This window comes from Streptomyces sp. NPDC088810 (genome assembly GCF_044750305.1).
Taxonomy (GTDB): Bacteria; Actinomycetota; Actinomycetes; order Streptomycetales; family Streptomycetaceae; genus Streptomyces.
In genome coordinates this window covers 77386-95586 of sequence record NZ_JBIVJQ010000013.1, presented here as the reverse complement: position 1 = coordinate 95586, position 18201 = coordinate 77386, and the positions used below count along the sequence as shown (strand labels likewise).

Here is an 18201-nt window from a genome sequence, read left to right as displayed (position 1 = left end):
GAGACGTCCGGGAGGGCGGGGGCGCGCAGAGCGCCCCCGCCCTCCCGTCGTGTGCAGCCGGTATGTCCCGGCCGCCGACGCCGAGCACGGACGCTTGCCGACTACCGCGCCGACGGTTTCGACTGCGCGAGTCCGAGCAAACCGTGCCGCCGGCGCCCTCACCGCACGGTCGTCGCGTCCACCGGACCGCACCGCACGCGACCGGGCCGGGCTCCTGATGCGGAGCCCGGCCCGGTTCGGCGGTGCGGGAGGTGTTGTGAGGTGCCGTCGGACGGTTCAGTCGGTGACGGCGACGAGGCGGAGTTCGGAGGTGTAGCGCCGGCCCTGGTCGTCGGTGAGCCAGGCCTGTTCGGGGGTGGGGAGCATCTCGGTGACGGTGAGTTTCGCGTCGGGGTCCTTGCGGGCGAGTCGGCGGGCGGCCTTGGCGAGGATGTTGACGTAGACGGGGCTGTCGAAGTCGACGAAGAAGGGGCGTGGTTCGGTGGGGGAGACCACGAAGACGAAGCGGGGCAGTTCGTGGGTGTCGCGCCATTGCCGGGCCCGCACGAACCGCCGGGCCTCGCTCTTGTCGTCGGCGAAGGCCAGCGCGGAGCCGGTGAACCGCCAGCTCTCCCGCGCCACCGTCATCCGGTCGACGGTGACCCGGGGGGAGTGGTCGGCTTCCGGCAGAAGCCGGAACCGGTCGGTCACCAGCGTGGTGAGCACATGGGCGAACACCTCCACGGCCGGGAACACCGCGCCGTCCGGGAGCACCACGCAGAGCCGGCCGTCGCGGTGCTCCACCACGGCGTCGGCACTCGGCACGGTGCGGTCTCGGTACGGGTCCGCCGTGTTGTCGAGGAGGGCGACCTGGTAGTCCCGCGGCCGTACCAGCGCGTGCCGGATACGGGCGGAGAGCCGGGACTTGTGCTCCTTCGGCAGCAGCGGCATGAGCCGTGGCGCCGGGTGGTCCCGGTCGGTGTGGTCGAACAGCTCGCGGGGGTCGGGGTGCTGGTTGACGAACAGCTCGTTCCCGAGCGTGTTGGCGGCCAGGTGGAGTTCGCCCAGGGTGAGGTGGAACTCGCCGCGCTCGACGGCGGCTGCGTCCTCCGCGGCGATCATCACGTCCGGGCTGATGTACCGCGCCGCGGTCCAGCCCGGCGCGGTGGCCGGCCCGAAGGCCTCTGCCACCCGGCCGGCGATGTCCGCGCCGGCGACCGTGACGCGGCGCACCCCCGCCGAGGCCGGGAGGATCCGCTGCCAGCGGCGCTCGAACTCCTCCTGGAGGCCGGCGGCGTCTGCGGCCGCGGCTCCGTGCAGGACCGGCATGCAGGCGAACCAGAAGGCGGCGAGGTCCACCGGCCGTCCGGGCCCGGCGTCCGCGCGCAGCCGCTCGTACACCTCGGCGACGCGCTCCGTCACCCGGGCGGCCAGGGCGGCGCAGAGCCAGGCGGCTGCGGACATCAGCAGGTCGAGCGGGGCGAGCGCGGCCAGCACATGGCTGCCGAGCGTCACCCGGGCGGCGCGGCGGCTGTCCGAGTAGACCACGGCGCGGCCGGGTGCCGTCGTGGCGCTCTTCTCGCGTTTGGCGACCGCGTCGGTCACTCGTTGGAACGTGTGCTCGACGGAGGTGAGAGCCGCGACCAGGCGCTCGGGGTCCTCGGCCGCCGCCCGGACGGCCTCCACCGCGCTCTGCAGTTCGTCCATCCGGGCGAGGGCGGCGGCGCGCAGCGTCGGCTCGCCGATCCGCTCCAGGCAGGCGCGCAGCCGGCGGTCGGGCCGGATGTCGGCGGGTACGTCCAGCCGCCAGGTGATCCAGCGCAGCCTGACCAGTTCGTCGAGCAGGGCGGGCACGTCCGTTTCCGGGCCGAGCTCCCGCTGGAGGGCAGGGACGGAGCGGGTGCCGTCGCACAGGCGCAGCAGCCGGAGCGTCTGAGGCGGCACCGGTCGCGGCGGCCTGGCGGGAAGCCGTACGGCGTTCTCCTCCAGCCGTACGAACGGCACCCGGCGGGGTGCCGTCCAGGGGCGCACCGCCGGGTCGGCGTCGATCTCCCGGGCCAGGGCGTCGACCGACCAACTGGACCAGAACACCTCCGAGGACGCGGTCAGCCCGGTGCCCGGCTCGACGGCCATGCCGGGCCGGGAGGTGTCGAAGGCACCCCAGCCGACCGGTCCGAAGAAGCCGATGGTGTCGTTCTTGACGCAGAACCGCTGCCAGTAGTGCGCTACCAGTTCTTCGCGCTGGCGCTGCTTGAAGGTGCGGCCCGCGGTCGCCGGCGACCAGTTGAGGAACGGTCGGATCGCCGAGTCGAGCACCCCCCGGTTCTGCCAGGCGACGGCCGCCCGGAACGGTCCGGAGGCGGCGATCTCCTGCGCGCTCCCGGCCGCCCGCACGGCGGCCCGCGTGAACTCTGCCTCGAAGGCCTTCCAGGCCGCGCCGGACAGGGCGTCCCGCGGCCCGAACTTGTCCGCTGCCGCGGCCAGGCCCTCGGGTGCGAGCCGGAGCACCCCGTCCGCCGGGAACCCCGCGCCGCGCACCGCGACCTGGTCCCACAGCCGCCAGCGGCCGCTCAGAGAGACGGATCCCTCGTGCATCCCGGTGCCCCCTAGAGCGACGCGGGAGCGAGGGACAGGTCGTCGACGACGACCTCCGCCAGCTCGGCCGGGGAGGGATAGGTGAAGACCAGGGCGACGGCGATCTCGGCGTCGAGCAGTTCCTGGAGACGGTGGACGATCTGGAAGGCGGCGAGCGAGTCGCCCCCCGCCTCGAAGAAGTCGCTCGTGGCGTCGAGGGTGTCGTCGCCGAGCGTCTCGCGGTAGTAGCCGGTGATCAGCCCGGTGAGTTCGGCGGTGTCGATGGCGTTCATGGTCCGTCCTTCTTCTCAGTGGTGTGGATATGAACAAGAGGCATGCAATGGCGCGGCGTGGCCGGTCAGCGGCCGGTGCCGGCGTGCGCGGATCCGACGGCGGCCAGGGCCGCGGCGCTGTTGCCGCCGGAGACGACGACGGCGCTGCGGCCGGGCGGCCCGAGCCGGAGGGCGCCGGCCAGGGCGACGGCGCCGCTCGGCTCGGCCGGAATGCCGGCGCGGTGCAGCAGGGCCATGGCGCGGAGCACGGCCCGGTCGCCGACACCGATCAGCTCGTCGGCCCGGCGCCGGACGATCGGGAGGATCACCTCGCCGGGCCGTTGGCCGCGCAGCCCGTCCGCCACCGAGTCGCTGGGCGGCACTTCGACCGGGCGGCCGGCGGCGAGGGAGCGGGCGTAGCGCCGGGCCCCGTCGGGTTCCACACCGATGATCCGGACCGCGCTGCGCAGGTGGGCGGCGGCGAGGCAGACGCCGGCCAGCAGGCCGCCGCCGCCCACCGGCACGAAGATCGCGTCGAGGTCGGGGGCGTTCCGCAACACCTCCAGACCGACGGTGCCCTGTCCGGCCACCACGAGTTCGTGGTCGGAGGAGGGCACCAGCGCGGCCCCGGTGCGGGCGGCGAGGTCCTTGGCGTGCCGGTCGCGGTCGGCCACCCCGCCGGGCACCCGGACGACCCGGCCGCCGAGCGCCCGGATGGCCGCTTCCTTCGCCTCGGCCGCGCCCGCCGCCATCACCACCGTGACCCGGACGCCGAGGGTGCGGCCGAGGGTGGCCACCGCGATGCCGTGGTTGCCGGAGGAGCCGGCGACCACCTCGTCGGCGCCGAGCGCGAGCATCGCGTTGGCCGCGCCGCGGAGCTTGAACGACCCGCTGTGCTGCAGGTGTTCGGCCTTGACCAGCAGTCCGGGCAGAACGTCGCGGCGCAGCAGCGGGGTGTGCCGCACATGGGGTGCGATCCGGTCGGCGGCGGCCGGGACGGCAGCCGGTGCGATCCCGGTGTCCGCGGCCGTCATGACACGGGCTCCGGCACGGGGGCGCGCAGGGCCCGCCGGTCGGCCTTGCCGCTGTGGGTGACGGGCAGGCGCTCCAGCCGGGTGAACCGCCTGGGCATCATGTGCGGTGGCAGGGTGCGGGCCAGGTGCGCGCGCAGCTGGGCGTCGGTGGTGCTCTCCAACGGGCCGGTGACATGGGCGCCGAGCCAGGTGCGGCCCCGGTCGTCGGTCTCGGCGATCACCACGGCGCCGGTGACCTCGGGGTGGGCGAGCAGCGCGCCCTCGATCTCGGCCGGGTCCACACGGTGGCCGCGGATCTTGATCTGGCGGTCGGCCCGGCCGAGGTACTCGAGGGTCCCGTCGGGGGCGCGCCGGGCGAGGTCGCCGGTCCGGTACAGCCGTGCGCCGGGCGGCCCGTACGGATCGGGCGGGAACCGGTCGGCCGTCACAGCGGGCTGCCCGCCGTAGCCGCGGGCCACGCCCGCACCGCCGATGTGCACCTCGCCGGTCCGCCCGTCCGGGACTTCGCGGCCCCGGGGGTCGAGCAGCCGTACGACGGTGCCGTCGATGGCGGTGCCGACGGTGTCGGCGGAGGTGCCGGGGGCGGCCGGCACCTCGTAGCGGGTGGAGGTCATGGTGCACTCGCTGGGACCGTACTGGTTGACCAGCCGGCCGCCGACCAGGGCACGGCCGCCGGCGGAGAGGAAGGGGCGCAGCGACTCGCCGCTGGAGCAGACCAGGCGCAGGGAGCGCAGTCGCTCGGCCGCGCGCGGCGACTGGGCGAGGAAGCTCAGGAAGGACGGGGTGGTGCTGAGGAGGGTGTCGACGCCGTACTCGGCGACGGTGTCGGCGAAGGACTCGGCGCGCAGCAGTCGCGAGCGTTCGACGAGGACGACGCACCCGCCCGCGGCGAGCGGTGCGAAGGTGTCCCGGATGGAGGCGTCGTAGCCGGGCGGAGCGAGCTGGAGGGCGACGGTGCCGGGGCCGAGGGCGTTGTCGCGGACGACGGCGCTGAGGTACGTGCCCAGACCGCCGTGCTCGATCAGGACGGCATGAGGGGCGCCGGTCGAGCCCGAGGTGTGGCTGACGTAGGCGAGCGAGCGCGGCTGGGGAGTGCTGAAGCCGGCCGGCGGCGGGCCGCCGGCGGGGAGCCGGTCGACTACAACGGCGGGCGCGTCGACCAGCCGTCCCAGACGGTCGGCGAGGGCGGCACAGGTGAGCAGGTGGGCCGCGCCGCCGCCGGCGGCGAGCACCGCGAGCCGCTGGTCGGGCAGGGACGTGTCGAGGGTGAGGAACGCCCCGCCGGCCCGGACGACCGCGGCGGTCGCGACCACGGCGTCGGCGCCGGGAGGCAGGGCCACCGCGCAGACCCGCTCCGGTCCCACGCCGTGGGCGAGGAGATGGGCGGCGAGCCGGTCGATCCGGGCGGCGAGTTCGCCGTAGCCGGTCGGGCCGTCGGCGGTCAGCAGGGCGGGGGAGCGCGGCGCGCGGTCGGCGTGCGCGCGGATGTCCTCGACGAAGGTCGTCCGTGCCGGGGCGGTCATGCCGGCTCCCCGGGGGCGGTGCTCCGGTCGACGGCGACGAGGCGGAGTTCGGAGGTGTAGCGCCGGCCCTGGTCGTCGGTGAGCCAGGCCTGTTCGGGGGTGGGGAGCATTTCGGTGACGGTGAGTTTCGCGTCGGGGTCCTTGCGGGCGAGTCGGCGGGCGGCCTTGGCGAGGATGTTGACGTAGACGGGGCTGTCGAAGTCGACGAAGAAGGGGCGTGGTTCGGTGGGGGAGACCACGAAGACGAAGCGGGGCAGTTCGTGGGTGTCGCGCCATTGCCGGGCCCGGACGAATCGCCGGGCCTCGCTCTTGTCGTCGGCGAAGGCCAGCGCGGAGCCGGTGAACCGCCAGCTCTCCCGCGCCACGACGGTGGAGTCGATGGTGATCCGGGGCGAGTGGTCGCCGTGCCGGCGCAGGGTGAAGCGGTCCATCACGCGGTTGCTGAGCGCGTGGCAGAACACGTCGAGCAGGTCGAAGACCGAACCGTCGGGCAGCACGGCCGCGAGCCGGCCGTCGCGCTCCTCCACCCGCACGTCGCCGGAGCGGACGGTACGCGGGCGGTGCGGGTCGGCGCTGTGGTCGGCGAGTGCGACGTAGTGGTCCTCCGGGCGCTCCAGGGACTGCCGGCTGCGGGCGGACCACTTGAGCGGCAGCTCCTTGGGCAGCATGGGCAGCAGCCGCGGGCCGGGGAAGTCGCGGGTGGTCTCCTCGATCAGCTGCCCGCGGTCGGGGTGCTGGTGGACGAAGAGCGACTGGCCGATGGTGTTCATGGCGACGTGCAGCTCGCCGATCACCAGCTGGAACTCGCCGCGTTCGACGGCGCCGAGGTCCTCGGCGACGATCATCAGGTCGGGGCTGATGTACCTGCTGAGCGACCAGCCGCGCCCGCCCTCGGGGAACGCCTCGCGCACCCGGTCGGCGATGGCGGCGCTGGAGAGCGAGACCCGCCGGGCACCGGCCGGGGCGCCGATGATCCGCCCCCAGCGCTCGCGCAGTTCGGCCTGGATGCGCTCGATGTCGGTGAAGGACTCCGGGTGCGGGGCGGGCAGGCAGGCGAACCAGAGCGAGCCGAGGTCGACCTGCTGGTGCCGCTCCCGCAGTTCGAGGTAGGCCTGGTGGATGCGCGCCCCGACGGCCTCGGCGTACCGGTTGGTCATCCAGCGGGCGGCGGTCAGGCACAGCTCCAGCGGCACGAGCTGCTCCAGGACGGCGGTGCCCACGGTGGCCGTGGCGGACCGGCGGCAGTCGGAGTACACGAGGGCACGGTTGGGCGCGGTCCGGGCCCCTTTCTCGCGGACCGCGGAGACCTCGGTGATCTCGGCGAAGCCCGCTTCCAGGGCGGCGAGCGCGGCGGTCAGCTCCTCGGCGTCGGTGCCGGCCCGCTCGACCCGGTCACGGCCGGTCTCCAGCACGGCCAGCTTCGCCAGGGCGGGCTCCCGTACCGCCGGGTCGCCGATGCGTTCCAGCAGGGCGCGCAGTTCCCGCTCGGGGTAGGTGCCGGCGGGCACCTCCAGCTTCCAGCCGATCAGGCGGCGCGAGACCAGCCATTCCAGGGCCTCGGTCACCTCCCGGGCCGTCAGGTCCCGACCCAGCTCCCGGGCGGCCAGGCCGGTGATCTCGGCGGGCGTCCGGCGCCCGTCGCACAGGCGCAGGACCGTGAGCGCGGGTTCGGGGGCGGGCTGCGGCGGGCGGCCGGGCAGACGCACCGTGCCGTCGACCACCCGGACGTACGGGACCTGGCGCGGCGGCGTCCAGGCACGCACCGCCGGGTCGCGGTCGATCGCCTTGGCGAGGGCGTCCATCGACCAGCTGGAGAAGTAGACCCGGGACTCGGCGACCAGGCCGGTGCCGGGGCGCACCTCGACGCCGCGCCGGGAGGTGTCGAAGGTGCCCCAGCCGACCGGTCCGAAGAAGCCGATGGTGTCGTTCTTGACGCAGAACCGCTGCCAGTAGTGGGCGACCAGCTCCTCGCGCTGGCGGGGCATGCTGGTGCGGCCTCCGGCGGACGGCGTCCAGTCGAGGAACGGCTTGATGCCGGTGCGCAGCACCGCCCGGTTCTGCCAGGCGACCGCGGCCCGGAACGGCGCCGAGGCGGCGATCTCCTGGAGGTCGCGCGCGGTGCGCACCGCGGCCGCGGAGAAGGCCTCCTCGAACGCCTCCCAGTCCGCCCCCGCCGGCACCTCCCCGAGGGCGAACTTGTCCGCGGCCGAGGCCAGGCCCTCCGGGGCCAGCCGGAGTACCCCCGCGGCGGGGAAGCCGGGCCCGCGGAGCGCGAAGTGCGTCCACAGGCGCCACCCGCCGCCGGGCATGCGTATGGTGTCGGACATTGCTGTGCTTCCTCCCTGGGAAAAGTGCGCGGGGCCGGTGGCGGACCGGTCGTCAGGCCGGCTCTGCCGGGATGCCGCCGAGGCACCACTCCAGAACGGCGCGGGCGCTGTGGTACTTGTTCTCGGCCTGCTGGAACGCGAGGCTCGCGGGGCCGTCCAGCACCTCGCCGGTCACCTCGTCGCCGCGGTGCGCGGGCAGGTCGTGCATGAAGACGGCGCCGGGGCAGGCCGCCATCACGGCGGCGTCCACCTGGAACGGGGTGAAGACGCGCCGCCAGTCGGGGTCGGGCTTGGTCGTGCCGGTCGTCTGCCAGCGCGTGGTGTAGACGATGTCGACCTCGGGCAGGTCGGCCATGTGGTGCCGTTCCTCGACCAGCGCGCCCGACCCCTTGGCGTGGATGCCCGCCCGGTCGAGGAAGGCCGGGTCGAGTCCGTAGCCGGGCGGCGTCCGCAGGTGCAGCTCGGTGCCGGCAAACCGGCTGAGGGCCAGGGCGAGCGCCGAGGCGGTGTTGTTGCCCTCGCCGGCGTACAGCACCCGCAGCCCCTCGATCCGCCCGAAGTGGCCGAGCATCGTGGTGAGGTCGGTGAGGGCCTGCGTGGGGTGTTCGGCGGCGCTCATCGCGTTGACCACGGCCATCCGCTGCTGGGCGGCGTAGGCGCGCAGCTCCTCGGTGCGGCCCGCGGTACGGGCCACCAGCACGTCGAGCATGCGGGAGAGCACGTCGCCGGTGTCCTCGGAGCTCTCCCCGGTGTTCTCCTGGAGGTCGCCGGGGCCGTAGGTGATCAGCCGCCCGCCGAGCCGGAGCGCTCCGGCCGAGAACGCGGTCCGGGTGCGGGTCGACGTCTTGCGGAACAGTACGCCGACCACGGCGTCGGCGAGCGGTCGGGCGCCGTCGCACTCGCCGGCGGCGTACTGGGCGCCTCGGTACACGAGCCAGCGCAGCTCCCGGTCGGTCAGGTCGTCCACGGAGATCAGGTGGTGGCGGTTGGGGCGAGGCATCTGGAGTTCCTCCTCGGTTGGCTGGCCGTCAGTTCGCTTGCAGGGCGTCGAGCAGGACGCCGAGCCCCTCGTCGAGCAGGCCGGGCGCGATGGTCAGCGGGGGCATCACCTTGAGGACCTCGTCGTGGCGGCCGCAGCGCTCGACGATCAGGCCGTGCGCGAAGGCGTGGCGCTGGACGCGCTCGGCCCGCTCCGCACCGCCGGCCCGGGCGGTGTCGACGCCGAGCACCATGCCCCGGCCCCGCAGCACGAGGCCGGGGTCCAGCGCGGCCGCGTCGGCCCGGAACCGGGAGAGGCGCTCCTCACCTCGCTGGAGGCCGGCCAGGAAGTCGGCCTGCTGCCACAGTTCGCACGCCGCGGTGGCCGCGACGAAGGCGAGCTGGTTGCCGCGGAACGTGCCGGTGTGCTCGCCGGGCTGCCACAGGTCCAGCTCGCGGCGGAACAGCGTGAGCGAGAGCGGCAGCCCGTAGCCGCTCAGGGACTTGGAGACGGTGATGATGTCCGGCACGATCCCGGAGTCCTCGAAGCCGAAGAACGCGCCGGTGCGGCCGCAGCCGGTCTGGATCTCGTCCAGGATCAGCAGCACCCCGTACCGTTCGGTGACCTCGCGCAGCCGGCGCAGCCACTCACGGCTCGCCGGATAGACGCCGCCCTCCATCTGCACCGCTTCGACGACGACCGCCGCGGGCGGTTCGGTCCCGGAGGACGGGTCGGCCCACAGCCGCTCGATCAGGCCGATCGAGTCGAACGTGCCGAGCGGGCCGTCCTCGAAGGGGACGAAGGTCACGTCCCCGCCGGCGACCGCGCCCGCGCGGCGGGCACGGCGGCTGCCGGTCACCTCCAGCGAACCGCGCGACATCCCGTGGTAGGCGCCGGTGAAGGCCGTCAAGCCGGTACGGCCGGTCGCCCGGCGGGCCAGCTTGAGGGCGGCCTCCACCGCGTCGGTCCCGGTCGGGCCGGTGAACTGCACCTTGAAGTCGAGACCGCGGGGCTGCAGCACGACCTCGGTGAAGCGGGTGAGGAAGTCGCGCTTGGCGACGGTGTGCATGTCGAGGCCGTGCATGAGGCCGTCGTCGGCGAGGTAGTCGAGGATCCGCTGCTTGACGGCGTCGTGGTTGTGCCCGTAGTTCAGGCTGCCGGCGCCGCAGAAGAAGTCGATGAAGGCCTGGCCGTCGTCGGTGTGCAGCAGCGCGCCCTTGGCACGCTCGAACACCACGGGGAAGGTACGGCAGTACATCCGCACCTCGGACTCGATCTTCTCGAAGACGGAGGTGTCGGTGGTCGCAACGAGGGTCATGGCGGTCCTTGGGCGAGGAGGCGGTTTCGGTCAGCGGCCGGCGGTCGTGCGCTCGCCGCGCGGGCGGGCGGTCAGCCGCGGCAGGGGGCCGTCCGCGGCCAGCAGCGGGTAGCCCTCCAGGGCCGTGGCGAGGGCGGCCACGGTGGGGTGGTCGAACAGCGCCCGTACGGGGACGTCCACCCCGAGGGCGGCGCGCAGGCGCACGGACACCCGGGTGGCGAGCAGCGAGTGTCCGCCGAGCAGGAAGAAGTCGTCGTGGGCGCCGATCCCGGTGGCGCCGAGGACCTCCTCCCAGACCCTGGCCACGGACCGTTCCCGCGGGGTGCGGGGAGCGGCGGCCGGGCCGGCCGCCTGCGGCGCGGGCACGGGCAGCGCGTGGCGGTCGACCTTCCCGCTGACCGCGGTCGGGATGGCGTCCAGCAGGACGAACGTGGCCGGGACCAGGTGGTGGGGCAGGGAGTCGAGCAGTTCGGCGCGCAGGGCGTCGGGCGTGGGAGGGTTCCCCGCGTCCTCGGCGACCAGGTACGCGGTGAGCTGCTGGCCGCCGTCGGCGTCCGGCGTCGGGTGCACCACCGCGGCGCGGACGCTGTCGAGGGCGAGCAACGCGGCCTCGATCTCTCCCGGTTCGATCCGGTGGCCGCGGATCTTCACCTGGTGGTCGCTGCGGCCGAGGATCTCCAGCGAGCCGTCCGGGCGGAGCCGGCCGAGGTCGCCGGTGGCGTACAGCCGGCCCCCGGGTGCGGTGGCGTGCGGGTCGGGGAGGAAGACGGCGGCGGTCTGGGCGGGCCGCCCCCGGTAGCCCCAGGCGAGGCCGTCGCCCCCGATGCAGACGTGCCCGGTGACGCCCTCGGCCACCGGCTCCAGCCGGTCGTCGAGCACCCGGACGGTGGTGTTGTCCACCGCGGCCCACTGCCGTACCCGCCCGTCGGCGCCGTGCCGGGCCACACTGGTCCAGATCGTGGCCTCGGTCGGCCCGTACAGGTCCAGGACCGGGGCGCCGCCGGCGGCGAGCGTCGCGGCCAGGTCGGTGTGCAGCTTCTCGCCGCCGGACAGCACGGTGAGGCCGGGGCCGGGGGTCCAGCCGGTGTCGGCCAGCATCCGCAGCATCGACGGGGTGGCCTGGAGCAGGTCCGGGCGGGCCTCGCCGATCAGACGGATCAGGCGCTCGGGGTCGCGGGCCTGTTCGGCGTCGGCCAGCAGCAGCCGGGCGCCGGTCAGCAGTGGCAGGCACAGCTCCAGCATCGAGGGGTCGAAGGAGGCGGTGGTGACGCCGAGGACGGTGTCCCCCGGCCGCGTCTTGAGCCGGGCCGCCATCGCGTGCAGGAAGTTGGTCAGAGCGCTGTGCGGGATCTGCACGCCCTTGGGGGTGCCGGTCGAGCCGGAGGTGTGGAAGACGTACGCGAGGTCGTGCGGGCCGGTGGTCCGGTCGAGCCGGTGCGCCGGGCCGGCCGGCGGCGGGGTGCCGTCGAGCAGGAGGGTTGCCGCCTTCGTGCCGGCCACCCGCTCGGCCAGCGGGCCGGTGGTGACGACCACGGCGGCCTCCGTGCCCGCGATCAGCCGGCCGATATGCCGCGCGGGGTGCAGGGGGTCGAGCGGGACGTAGGCGGCGTCCGCCTTGAGGACGCCGAGCAGGGCGACGAGGAGCCCGGTGCCCCGCTCCAGCAGGACACCCACCCGGGTGCCGCGGCCGACGCCTAGGGCGCGCAGCCGGTGCGCCAGCGTGTCGGCCTGCTCGTCGAGTTCTGCGTAGCTCAGCTCGCCGTCGCGGGAGCGGACGGCGGTGGCGTGCGGGGTGCGGCGCGCCTTCTGCTCGAACAGGTCGGTGACGGTCTGCGGGGGGACGGCGCGGGCGCTGCCGCGGCCGAGCGCGAGCCGGCGGCGGCGCTCGCCGCCGGGCAGCGGTTCGAGTGCGGCGGCGGCGCGGGCCAGCGGCTCGTCCGGGGCGGCGAGCAGTTCGCGCAGGAGCCGGACGTAGTCCTCGGTGATGCGGGCGGCCGTCCCGGGCGTGAACAGCGAGGTGGCGTACTGCAGGCGCAGCCCGAGGCTCCCGTCGGGGCGGCCGAGCAGGTCGAGCGCCAGGTCGAACGGTGTCCCGGCGACCGGGGTGGGCACCACCTCGACCGACAGGCCGGGCAGGTCGGGGGGTTCGGCCTGGGCGTCGAGGGTCAGGAAGGAGACCTGGAAGAGGGGGTTGCGGCTGAGGTCGCGGGGCGGGGCCAGCTCGCCGACCACGCGCTCGAACGGGGTGTCGGCATGGGTGAGGTCGGTCAGGGACGCGTTGCGGACCCGGTCCACCAGCCCGCCGAAGCTCGGCCGGCCGGACAGGTCGGCGCGCAGTACGACGGTGTTGACGAAGGGGCCGATGAGATCCCTGGCGGCGGCGTGGCCGCGGCCGGCGACCGGGGTGCCGACTGCGAAGTCGTTCTGCCCGCTGTAGTGGCCCAGTTGGGCCTGGAAGGCGGCGAGCAGCACCATGAACCGGGTGGCGCGGTGGGACCGGGCCAGCCGGTCGGCCTGTGCCACCAGATCGGCCGGGAGGGTGCAGCGGGCCACGGCGGCGGTGCCGTCGAACTCGGCGGGGCGGGCCCGGTCGGTCGGCAGGTCCAGCGGTGGCAGGCCCGCCAGCCGTGAACGCCAGTGGTCGAGGCCGCGGGCGAGCCGGGGGCCGGCCGACCGTTCGCGCTGCCGCGCCGCGAGGTCGGCGTACTGGAGGGGAAGCTCCGGCAGCCCGTGGGGGACGCCGGTGGTCCTGGCGCAGTAGGCCGCGGCCAGGTCGCGGGTGAGGATGTTCCAGGAGGAGAAGTCGAAGGCGATGTGGTGCACCACGACGACCAGCAGGTGGTCACAAGGCGCGAGCCGCACCAGGGTGGCCCGCAGCGGCGGCGCCGTCGACAGGTCGACCGGCCGGCGCACCGCGCGGTCGAGGATCGCGGCGATGCCGGCCGCGTCGGCACCGGGCGCCCCGACCGTCTCCAGCGGGACCTCGACCCGCGGGACCACGTGGGCCACCGGTTCGCCGTCGACGGCTGCGTACCGGGTGCGCAGCACCTCGTGCCGGTCGGCCACGTCGTTCAGGGCGGCGGCGAGGGCCTCGGTGTCGAGGCCGCCGCGCAGCCGCAGCGCCAGCGGGAGCAAGTGGTCCGCCGTGCCGGGTCGCAGTTGGTCGAGGAACCACAGCCGTTGCTGTGAGAAGGATGTCGTCCGGCCGTCACCGCGGTCCACCGGCTCACCTCCAAGGAAGTCGGGTAGGTCGTCGCGCGCCTCGGGTGGCCGGGGCACGTCCGGAGCTTGCCGTTCGGGCGCGGCGGCGCAGTAGGGAAGGAGCAGCAGCGTCCGTCGCCGCTTTTGCTGCGTCAATGTCTCTGGTCGGGCCGTGACCGGGTCAGATCAGCCCGGTGCGGACGCCGTACGCCACCGCATGCGCTCGGTTGCGGACCTGGAGGCGGGTCATCAGGTCGTACATGACGTTCTTCACGGTGTGCTGGGAGCAGGAGAGTTCACGGGCGATGGCGGCGTTGCCGTGCCCCTCGGCGACCAGCGCGAGCACCGTCTTCTGCCGGGCCGTCAGCGGCGAGTCCTGGGCGGGGCGCAGGCGTTCCGGGTCGCCGCCCGCCCGGTCGAGGAGGCGGACCAGGACGTCGTAGGACATCCGGCCCTCGCCGTACCGGGCGGCGTGGACGGCGGTGAGCAGGCGTTCAGGGGTGGCCTCGGCGGACTGCAGCATGGCCACCACCCCGGACCGCACGGCCAGCCGCACGCCCGCCGCGGTGAAGGTGTCGGCGACCAGCAGGAGGGGGCCGCCGCCCGGTTCCGGCCAGCCGTCGAGCGCCGCACCGGGCGTCCGCCCGACGGCCACCCGGACGGCCCCGTCGCAGCGTCCGTCAGCCAGTTCGATGCCGGCCCGGAGCAGGCCGGCGGCCACCGCGTCGCGGGCCGCCCCGCCCGCCGGGCCGAGGTGCACGCGCGGCGCGCCGTCGCCCCTCCCCGTCTCGGGCGGCGTTTCGAGGACGAGGCCGGTCACAGCAGGCCCGTCCGTAGGGCGTAGGCCACCGCGTGGGCACGGTTGCGCAGCCGGAACCGTTGGGTGATGTCGCGGACGACGGTGGTCACCGTCCGCGGGGAGTAGCAGAGTTCCTGGGCGATCTCATCGGTCTCCCGGCCGTCGGCCACCATCCGCAGGACGGCCCGTTCCCGTTCGTCCAGGCCCCACTCCGGTCTCCGCCCCCGCACGCCGGGATACGCGTCGACCTCGGTGCGCTGGTCGAGGAGGCCGTCGATCAGGTCGGGCGGCACGGTGCAGTCGCCGCCGGCCACGGTCCGCACGGTCCGCGCCAGCCGGTCGGCGTCGAGCTCGTGCCGGCGCAGGAGACCGCGGGCTCCGGCGTTGATCGCGTCCGCGGCTTCGGCCGGGGACAGGTCGGAGGCGATCACGATGACGGCGGGCCGGTGCGGGCCGGTGCCGGTCGCGGCCACGAGGTCGAGTTCCTGGTGGCCCACTCGGTCGACGATCACCACGGCCACGTCGGCCCTCTCCTCCGGCCGGACCAGGGCGATGTCCGGGTTGCCGGACAGGGCGCTGACGGCGCCGGCTTCGAGCAGCGGGTCCAGGGCCACGATGCACAGCGACAGGGGATTGCCCATGTGTACTCCTCGGTCAGAGCGGGGCGAACCTCTCGGCGAGGAGTCTCGGCAACCCGTGCGCCGCGCCGCATGGGGCGCGATTACCCGCATTCCCGTACCGCGCCGGGCCGCCCCCGGGCCGTACACCGGCGACCGGACCGCACACGGCCGGGCGCCGCCGGACGGCACCTGCCGCCGTGGGCCCGCCTGCCCCGGCGGCGGCGCCGTCGCGGCCGCCCACCGCTCCCGCCGGGCCGCCCGGCAGGGCGAATGGGGGGCTGGGCGGTGGCGTCGAGTGGGTAGTCCGCCGCGGAATGTGGGGGTTCCCTTCCCCTGTACGGGTGGGCGACGCCGCTGGAAGGGTGACGGACGTGACCACAACCGACACCGCCTGTCCCACCACGGGGGCGAAGTCCTCCTGGTGGGCGCCGGCCGCGACACTGCGCGAACGGCTGTCGGCCCCGCACCCGCCGGCGGCACCGGCGGGCCCGGCCGCCGGGCTGCGCCCCCGCTCGCCTCTCGAGTCGACCTGCGAGTCCGTGCGCTTGGCCCGACTGGGCGCCGACACCCGGCTGGCGGCGGCGCTCGCCGCCGAACCTCCGGCCCGCCTGGCCGGCCGGCTCGCCAAGCCGCAGTGGGCGGTGTTCGTCGAAGACGCGGTCGCCGCGGCCCCCGAGACACCCGCGGCGGTCGGCGGGTCCGCGGTGACCGCCCCCGCCGACCCGGCGGACGGAGCGGCGGTGTTCGCACCGGTACTGCGCCCCCTGGTGACGGCGGCCGTCGCCGAGCTGGTCGAACAGGCCGGGGCGGGCGGCGCCGAGCCCGACGAGGTGGCGGTGTTCGCCGGGGTCTACGAGCACTGGCTGACCCGGCGGCTGACCAAGGCGGCCGCCCGGACCCTGGTCGTCGAGCTGGCCGCCGCGCGGACCGCGGGCGACCTGTCCGGCCCCACCGCAGCGGCCCGGTTCGCCGACTTCGCCGCCCGGACGGGCACCCGGACCGGTCTCGCCCGCTTGTTCGCCGGATACCCCGTACTCGCCCGACTGCTGGCCCGGACCTGCCGGCACACCGCCCGGTCCGGCGCCGAGCTGCTGGTGCGGCTCGCCGCCGACCGGCGGCGCCTGACCGGCGAACTGTTCGGCGGACGGGACCCGGGCCCGCTGACCACCGTCGAGCTGGGACTCGGGGACCTGCACCAGCGGGGCAGGTCGGTGGCGGTGCTCCGGTTCGCCGGCGGCGGCAGCGCGGTCTACAAGCCGCGACCGGTCGACCAGCACGCCCTGCTGGACCGGATGGCCGGCTGGCTGGACGGCAAAGTACCCAGCCTGGGGCTGCGCACCCCGCGCTGGGTGGCCGGGGACGGCTACGGGTGGCTGGAGTACATCGACCACCGGACGTGCCGTTCGCTGGCCGAGGTCGACCGGTTCCACCGTCGGCAGGGCGCGTTGATCGCTCTGGCCTACACCCTCGAAGGGGTGGACCTGCACTACGAGAACGTCCTCGCGCACGGTGACCAGCCCGTGCTCGTCGACGTCGAGACGCTGCTGCACCCCGTCCTGCGGGAGGGCGGGACCACCCTGCCGGACCCGGCCGCCGGAGCGCACGCCTCGTCGGTGCACCGCACCTGCCTGCTGCCGCAGCTCCTGATGGGCGAGGTGGGCGCGGTCGACGTCTCCGCGCTGGGCGGCGCACCGGGCGGGCAGTCCCCCAACACCCGGATGGTCTGGGAGGACGCCGGCACGGACGAGATGCGCCTGGTGCGCCGCCCGGCGCCGTTCACCGGCGCGCTGAACCGGCCGTACGGCGCCGCGGCCGGGCCCGGGAGCGCCGACCGGCAGGCCGCGGTGCTGGCGGGATTCCGCACCGGGTACGACGCCGTCGTCCGGCACCGCGCCGAACTGTCCGGCCCCGCCGGGCCGTTGGCCGCCGGCGCGGACGCGGTCGGCCGGCTCGTGCTGCGCCCGACGATGCTGTACGCCACCCTCCTGGAGGAGGCGACCCATCCGCAGGTGCTGCGCGACGGGCTGGACCGGGACGCCATGTTCGCGGTGCTGTGGGCCGATTCGGACGGCGACCCGGCCCGCCAGGCCCTGATCGAGTACGAGATCGCCGACCTGTGGGACGGTGACGTCCCCGTCTTCTTCCACCGTCCCGGCTCGCCGGCGGTCCTCGCCTCGGACGGGAGCTTGGTCAACGGCGTCCTGGAGACCTCCGGGCTCGCCTCCGCACGGGCGAAGCTCGCCGCCATGAGCACCGTCGACCGCCGCGCCCAGGAGTGGATCATCTCGGCCACCCTGGCATCCGCGGAGCCGGACGCCGCCGGACGCCACCACCGGGTGAGCCGCCGGGCCCGTCCGGCTCCCGCCGCCCTGCCGGAACCCTCCGCGCTGCTGGCCGCCGCCTCCGGGATCGCCGACGAGATCGCCGGCCGGGCCGTCCACGGGCACGGGCGGGTCAACTGGATCGGCCTGGAGGCGGTCGACGACCGCTGGACGGTGCTGCCCATGGGCGCCGGACTGGCCCAGGGGTACAGCGGGGTGGCCCTCTTCCTGGCCCAGCTCGGCGCGCTCACCGGCTCCGCCCGCCACACCGAACTGGCCCGGGCGGCGCTCGCCCCGGTGCCCGAACTCGTCACCGCGATGGCCGCCGACCCGGCGCTGAGCCGGGCTGTGGGCCCCGGCGGCTTCGAAGGCCTCGGCGGGGTCTGCTACGCCCTCGCACGGGTGGCCACCCTGGTCGCCGACGACCTCGCCGAGTGCCTGCCGACGGCGCTGGACGCCTTGGCGCTGGCGGCGCTCGGCGACGACACCCCGCTGGACGTGTCGGCCGGCCTGGCCGGAGCGCTCGCCGCCCTGCACGCGGTGCACCGCGAGCGCGGGCTGCCGCAGGCCGCCGACCTCGCCGACCGCATCGCCGAACGGTTACTTGGGCTTGCGCCGGCCGGCCGGCTCGGCGACGGGGCGCCGGAGAGTTTCGGCTTCGCCTTCGGCGAGGCGGGGATCGGCTGGGCACTCGCCCGGCACGCCCGGTTCGCCGAAGGCCCGCCGGGCACGCGGGCCGAGGCGGTCGGCCGGGCCAGACTGACCACCGCCCTCGCGGCGGCGGACCGGCTCGACGCGGGCTGGTGCTCCGGCACGAGCGGCGTCGTACTGGCGGCGGCCGACGCCGGGCTCTGTCCGCAGCGGGCGAACGGCCCGGCCGGGGACGCCAGCCGCCGGCTCACCGAGCACCCGCCGGTGGCCGACCTCAGCCTCTGCCACGGCGAGCTGGGCATCGCGGAAGCGGTGGCCGCCCTCGCCGCGCGCGGCAACGCCGAGGCGCAAAGCAGCCTGACCGGCCGGATCGGCCTGGCTCTCGGACTGCTCCACGCCTGGGGGCCCCGCTGCGGGACACCCGGGCGCGTGCCGACGCCCGGCCTGCTCACCGGGCTGTCGGGCATCGGCTACGCCCTGCTCCGGCTGGGCTTCGCCGACACCGTGCCCTCGGTCCTGCTGCTCGACCCCGCGCCCGGCGGCGGGTAGCTGAGCGCCCCGGCACCGCCCGGCCGATCCGGTGCCCGCCCGCGCGGGCCCCAC

Annotated in this window: 11 protein-coding genes; 1 reads left to right on the top strand and 10 read right to left on the bottom strand. The window is 75.4% G+C overall.

The window, feature by feature from the left end; all coding sequences use genetic code 11:
- Positions 1 to 276: 276 nt before the first annotated feature.
- From ACIP4Y_RS32515 to ACIP4Y_RS32470, 10 genes are all read right to left on the bottom strand, one after another.
- On the bottom strand, positions 277 to 2574 hold the full coding sequence (locus ACIP4Y_RS32515) for a lantibiotic dehydratase (RefSeq protein WP_401399325.1): 2298 nt from the start codon (positions 2572 to 2574) through the stop codon (positions 277 to 279).
- Between the two features lie 11 nt (positions 2575 to 2585).
- Positions 2586 to 2846 carry an acyl carrier protein gene (locus ACIP4Y_RS32510; RefSeq protein ID WP_358642619.1) on the bottom strand — a complete coding sequence of 87 codons (261 nt, stop codon included), beginning with the start codon at positions 2844 to 2846 and terminating at the stop codon, positions 2586 to 2588.
- Between the two features lie 65 nt (positions 2847 to 2911).
- Positions 2912 to 3859 (bottom strand): pyridoxal-phosphate dependent enzyme, encoded by a 948-nt coding sequence (locus ACIP4Y_RS32505; RefSeq protein ID WP_401399323.1) that lies wholly within the window; start codon positions 3857 to 3859, stop codon positions 2912 to 2914.
- Positions 3856 to 5382, bottom strand: a complete 1527-nt coding sequence (locus ACIP4Y_RS32500) for an amino acid adenylation domain-containing protein (RefSeq protein WP_401399321.1) — start codon at positions 5380 to 5382, stop codon at positions 3856 to 3858. The genes ACIP4Y_RS32505 and ACIP4Y_RS32500 overlap by 4 nt, the downstream gene beginning before the upstream one ends.
- On the bottom strand, positions 5379 to 7709 hold the full coding sequence (locus ACIP4Y_RS32495; RefSeq protein WP_401399319.1) for a lantibiotic dehydratase: 2331 nt from the start codon (positions 7707 to 7709) through the stop codon (positions 5379 to 5381). Before ACIP4Y_RS32495 ends, ACIP4Y_RS32500 begins: the two co-directional genes overlap by 4 nt.
- Before the next feature lie 52 nt (positions 7710 to 7761).
- A complete protein-coding gene (locus tag ACIP4Y_RS32490; protein ID WP_401399318.1) occupies positions 7762 to 8709 on the bottom strand; it encodes an ornithine carbamoyltransferase in 948 nt (315 codons plus the stop codon).
- Between the two features lie 28 nt (positions 8710 to 8737).
- Positions 8738 to 10006, bottom strand: coding sequence for a diaminobutyrate--2-oxoglutarate transaminase (locus tag ACIP4Y_RS32485; RefSeq protein ID WP_401399316.1), 1269 nt, complete (start codon positions 10004 to 10006; stop codon positions 8738 to 8740).
- Positions 10007 to 10036: 30 nt separating this feature from the next.
- Positions 10037 to 13228 carry an amino acid adenylation domain-containing protein gene (locus ACIP4Y_RS32480; RefSeq protein ID WP_401399314.1) on the bottom strand — a complete coding sequence of 1064 codons (3192 nt, stop codon included), beginning with the start codon at positions 13226 to 13228 and terminating at the stop codon, positions 10037 to 10039.
- Between the two features lie 160 nt (positions 13229 to 13388).
- Positions 13389 to 14027, bottom strand: coding sequence for a LuxR family transcriptional regulator (locus ACIP4Y_RS32475; protein WP_401399312.1), 639 nt, complete (start codon positions 14025 to 14027; stop codon positions 13389 to 13391).
- Positions 14024 to 14647: a LuxR C-terminal-related transcriptional regulator gene (locus ACIP4Y_RS32470; RefSeq protein WP_401399311.1), complete on the bottom strand. Its 624-nt coding sequence runs from the start codon at positions 14645 to 14647 to the stop codon at positions 14024 to 14026. Before ACIP4Y_RS32470 ends, ACIP4Y_RS32475 begins: the two co-directional genes overlap by 4 nt.
- 350 nt (positions 14648 to 14997) lie before the next feature.
- Here ACIP4Y_RS32470 and ACIP4Y_RS32465 point away from each other — a divergent pair, with 350 nt between their 5' ends.
- The gene (locus tag ACIP4Y_RS32465; RefSeq protein ID WP_401399310.1) at positions 14998 to 18147 is read left to right on the top strand and encodes a type 2 lanthipeptide synthetase LanM family protein; all 3150 of its coding nucleotides are present in this window, start codon (positions 14998 to 15000) and stop codon (positions 18145 to 18147) included.
- Positions 18148 to 18201 lie beyond the last annotated feature (54 nt).

Coding starts and splice junctions, on each gene's coding strand:
- ACIP4Y_RS32500 (WP_401399321.1), bottom strand. CDS start 5,382: ATGACCGCCCCGGCACGGACGACCTTCGTCGAGGACATCCGCGCGCAC.
- ACIP4Y_RS32470 (WP_401399311.1), bottom strand. CDS start 14,647: ATGGGCAATCCCCTGTCGCTGTGCATCGTGGCCCTGGACCCGCTGCTC.
- ACIP4Y_RS32505 (WP_401399323.1), bottom strand. CDS start 3,859: ATGACGGCCGCGGACACCGGGATCGCACCGGCTGCCGTCCCGGCCGCC.
- ACIP4Y_RS32510 (WP_358642619.1), bottom strand. CDS start 2,846: ATGAACGCCATCGACACCGCCGAACTCACCGGGCTGATCACCGGCTAC.
- ACIP4Y_RS32515 (WP_401399325.1), bottom strand. CDS start 2,574: ATGCACGAGGGATCCGTCTCTCTGAGCGGCCGCTGGCGGCTGTGGGAC.
- ACIP4Y_RS32495 (WP_401399319.1), bottom strand. CDS start 7,709: ATGTCCGACACCATACGCATGCCCGGCGGCGGGTGGCGCCTGTGGACG.
- ACIP4Y_RS32490 (WP_401399318.1), bottom strand. CDS start 8,709: ATGCCTCGCCCCAACCGCCACCACCTGATCTCCGTGGACGACCTGACC.
- ACIP4Y_RS32485 (WP_401399316.1), bottom strand. CDS start 10,006: ATGACCCTCGTTGCGACCACCGACACCTCCGTCTTCGAGAAGATCGAG.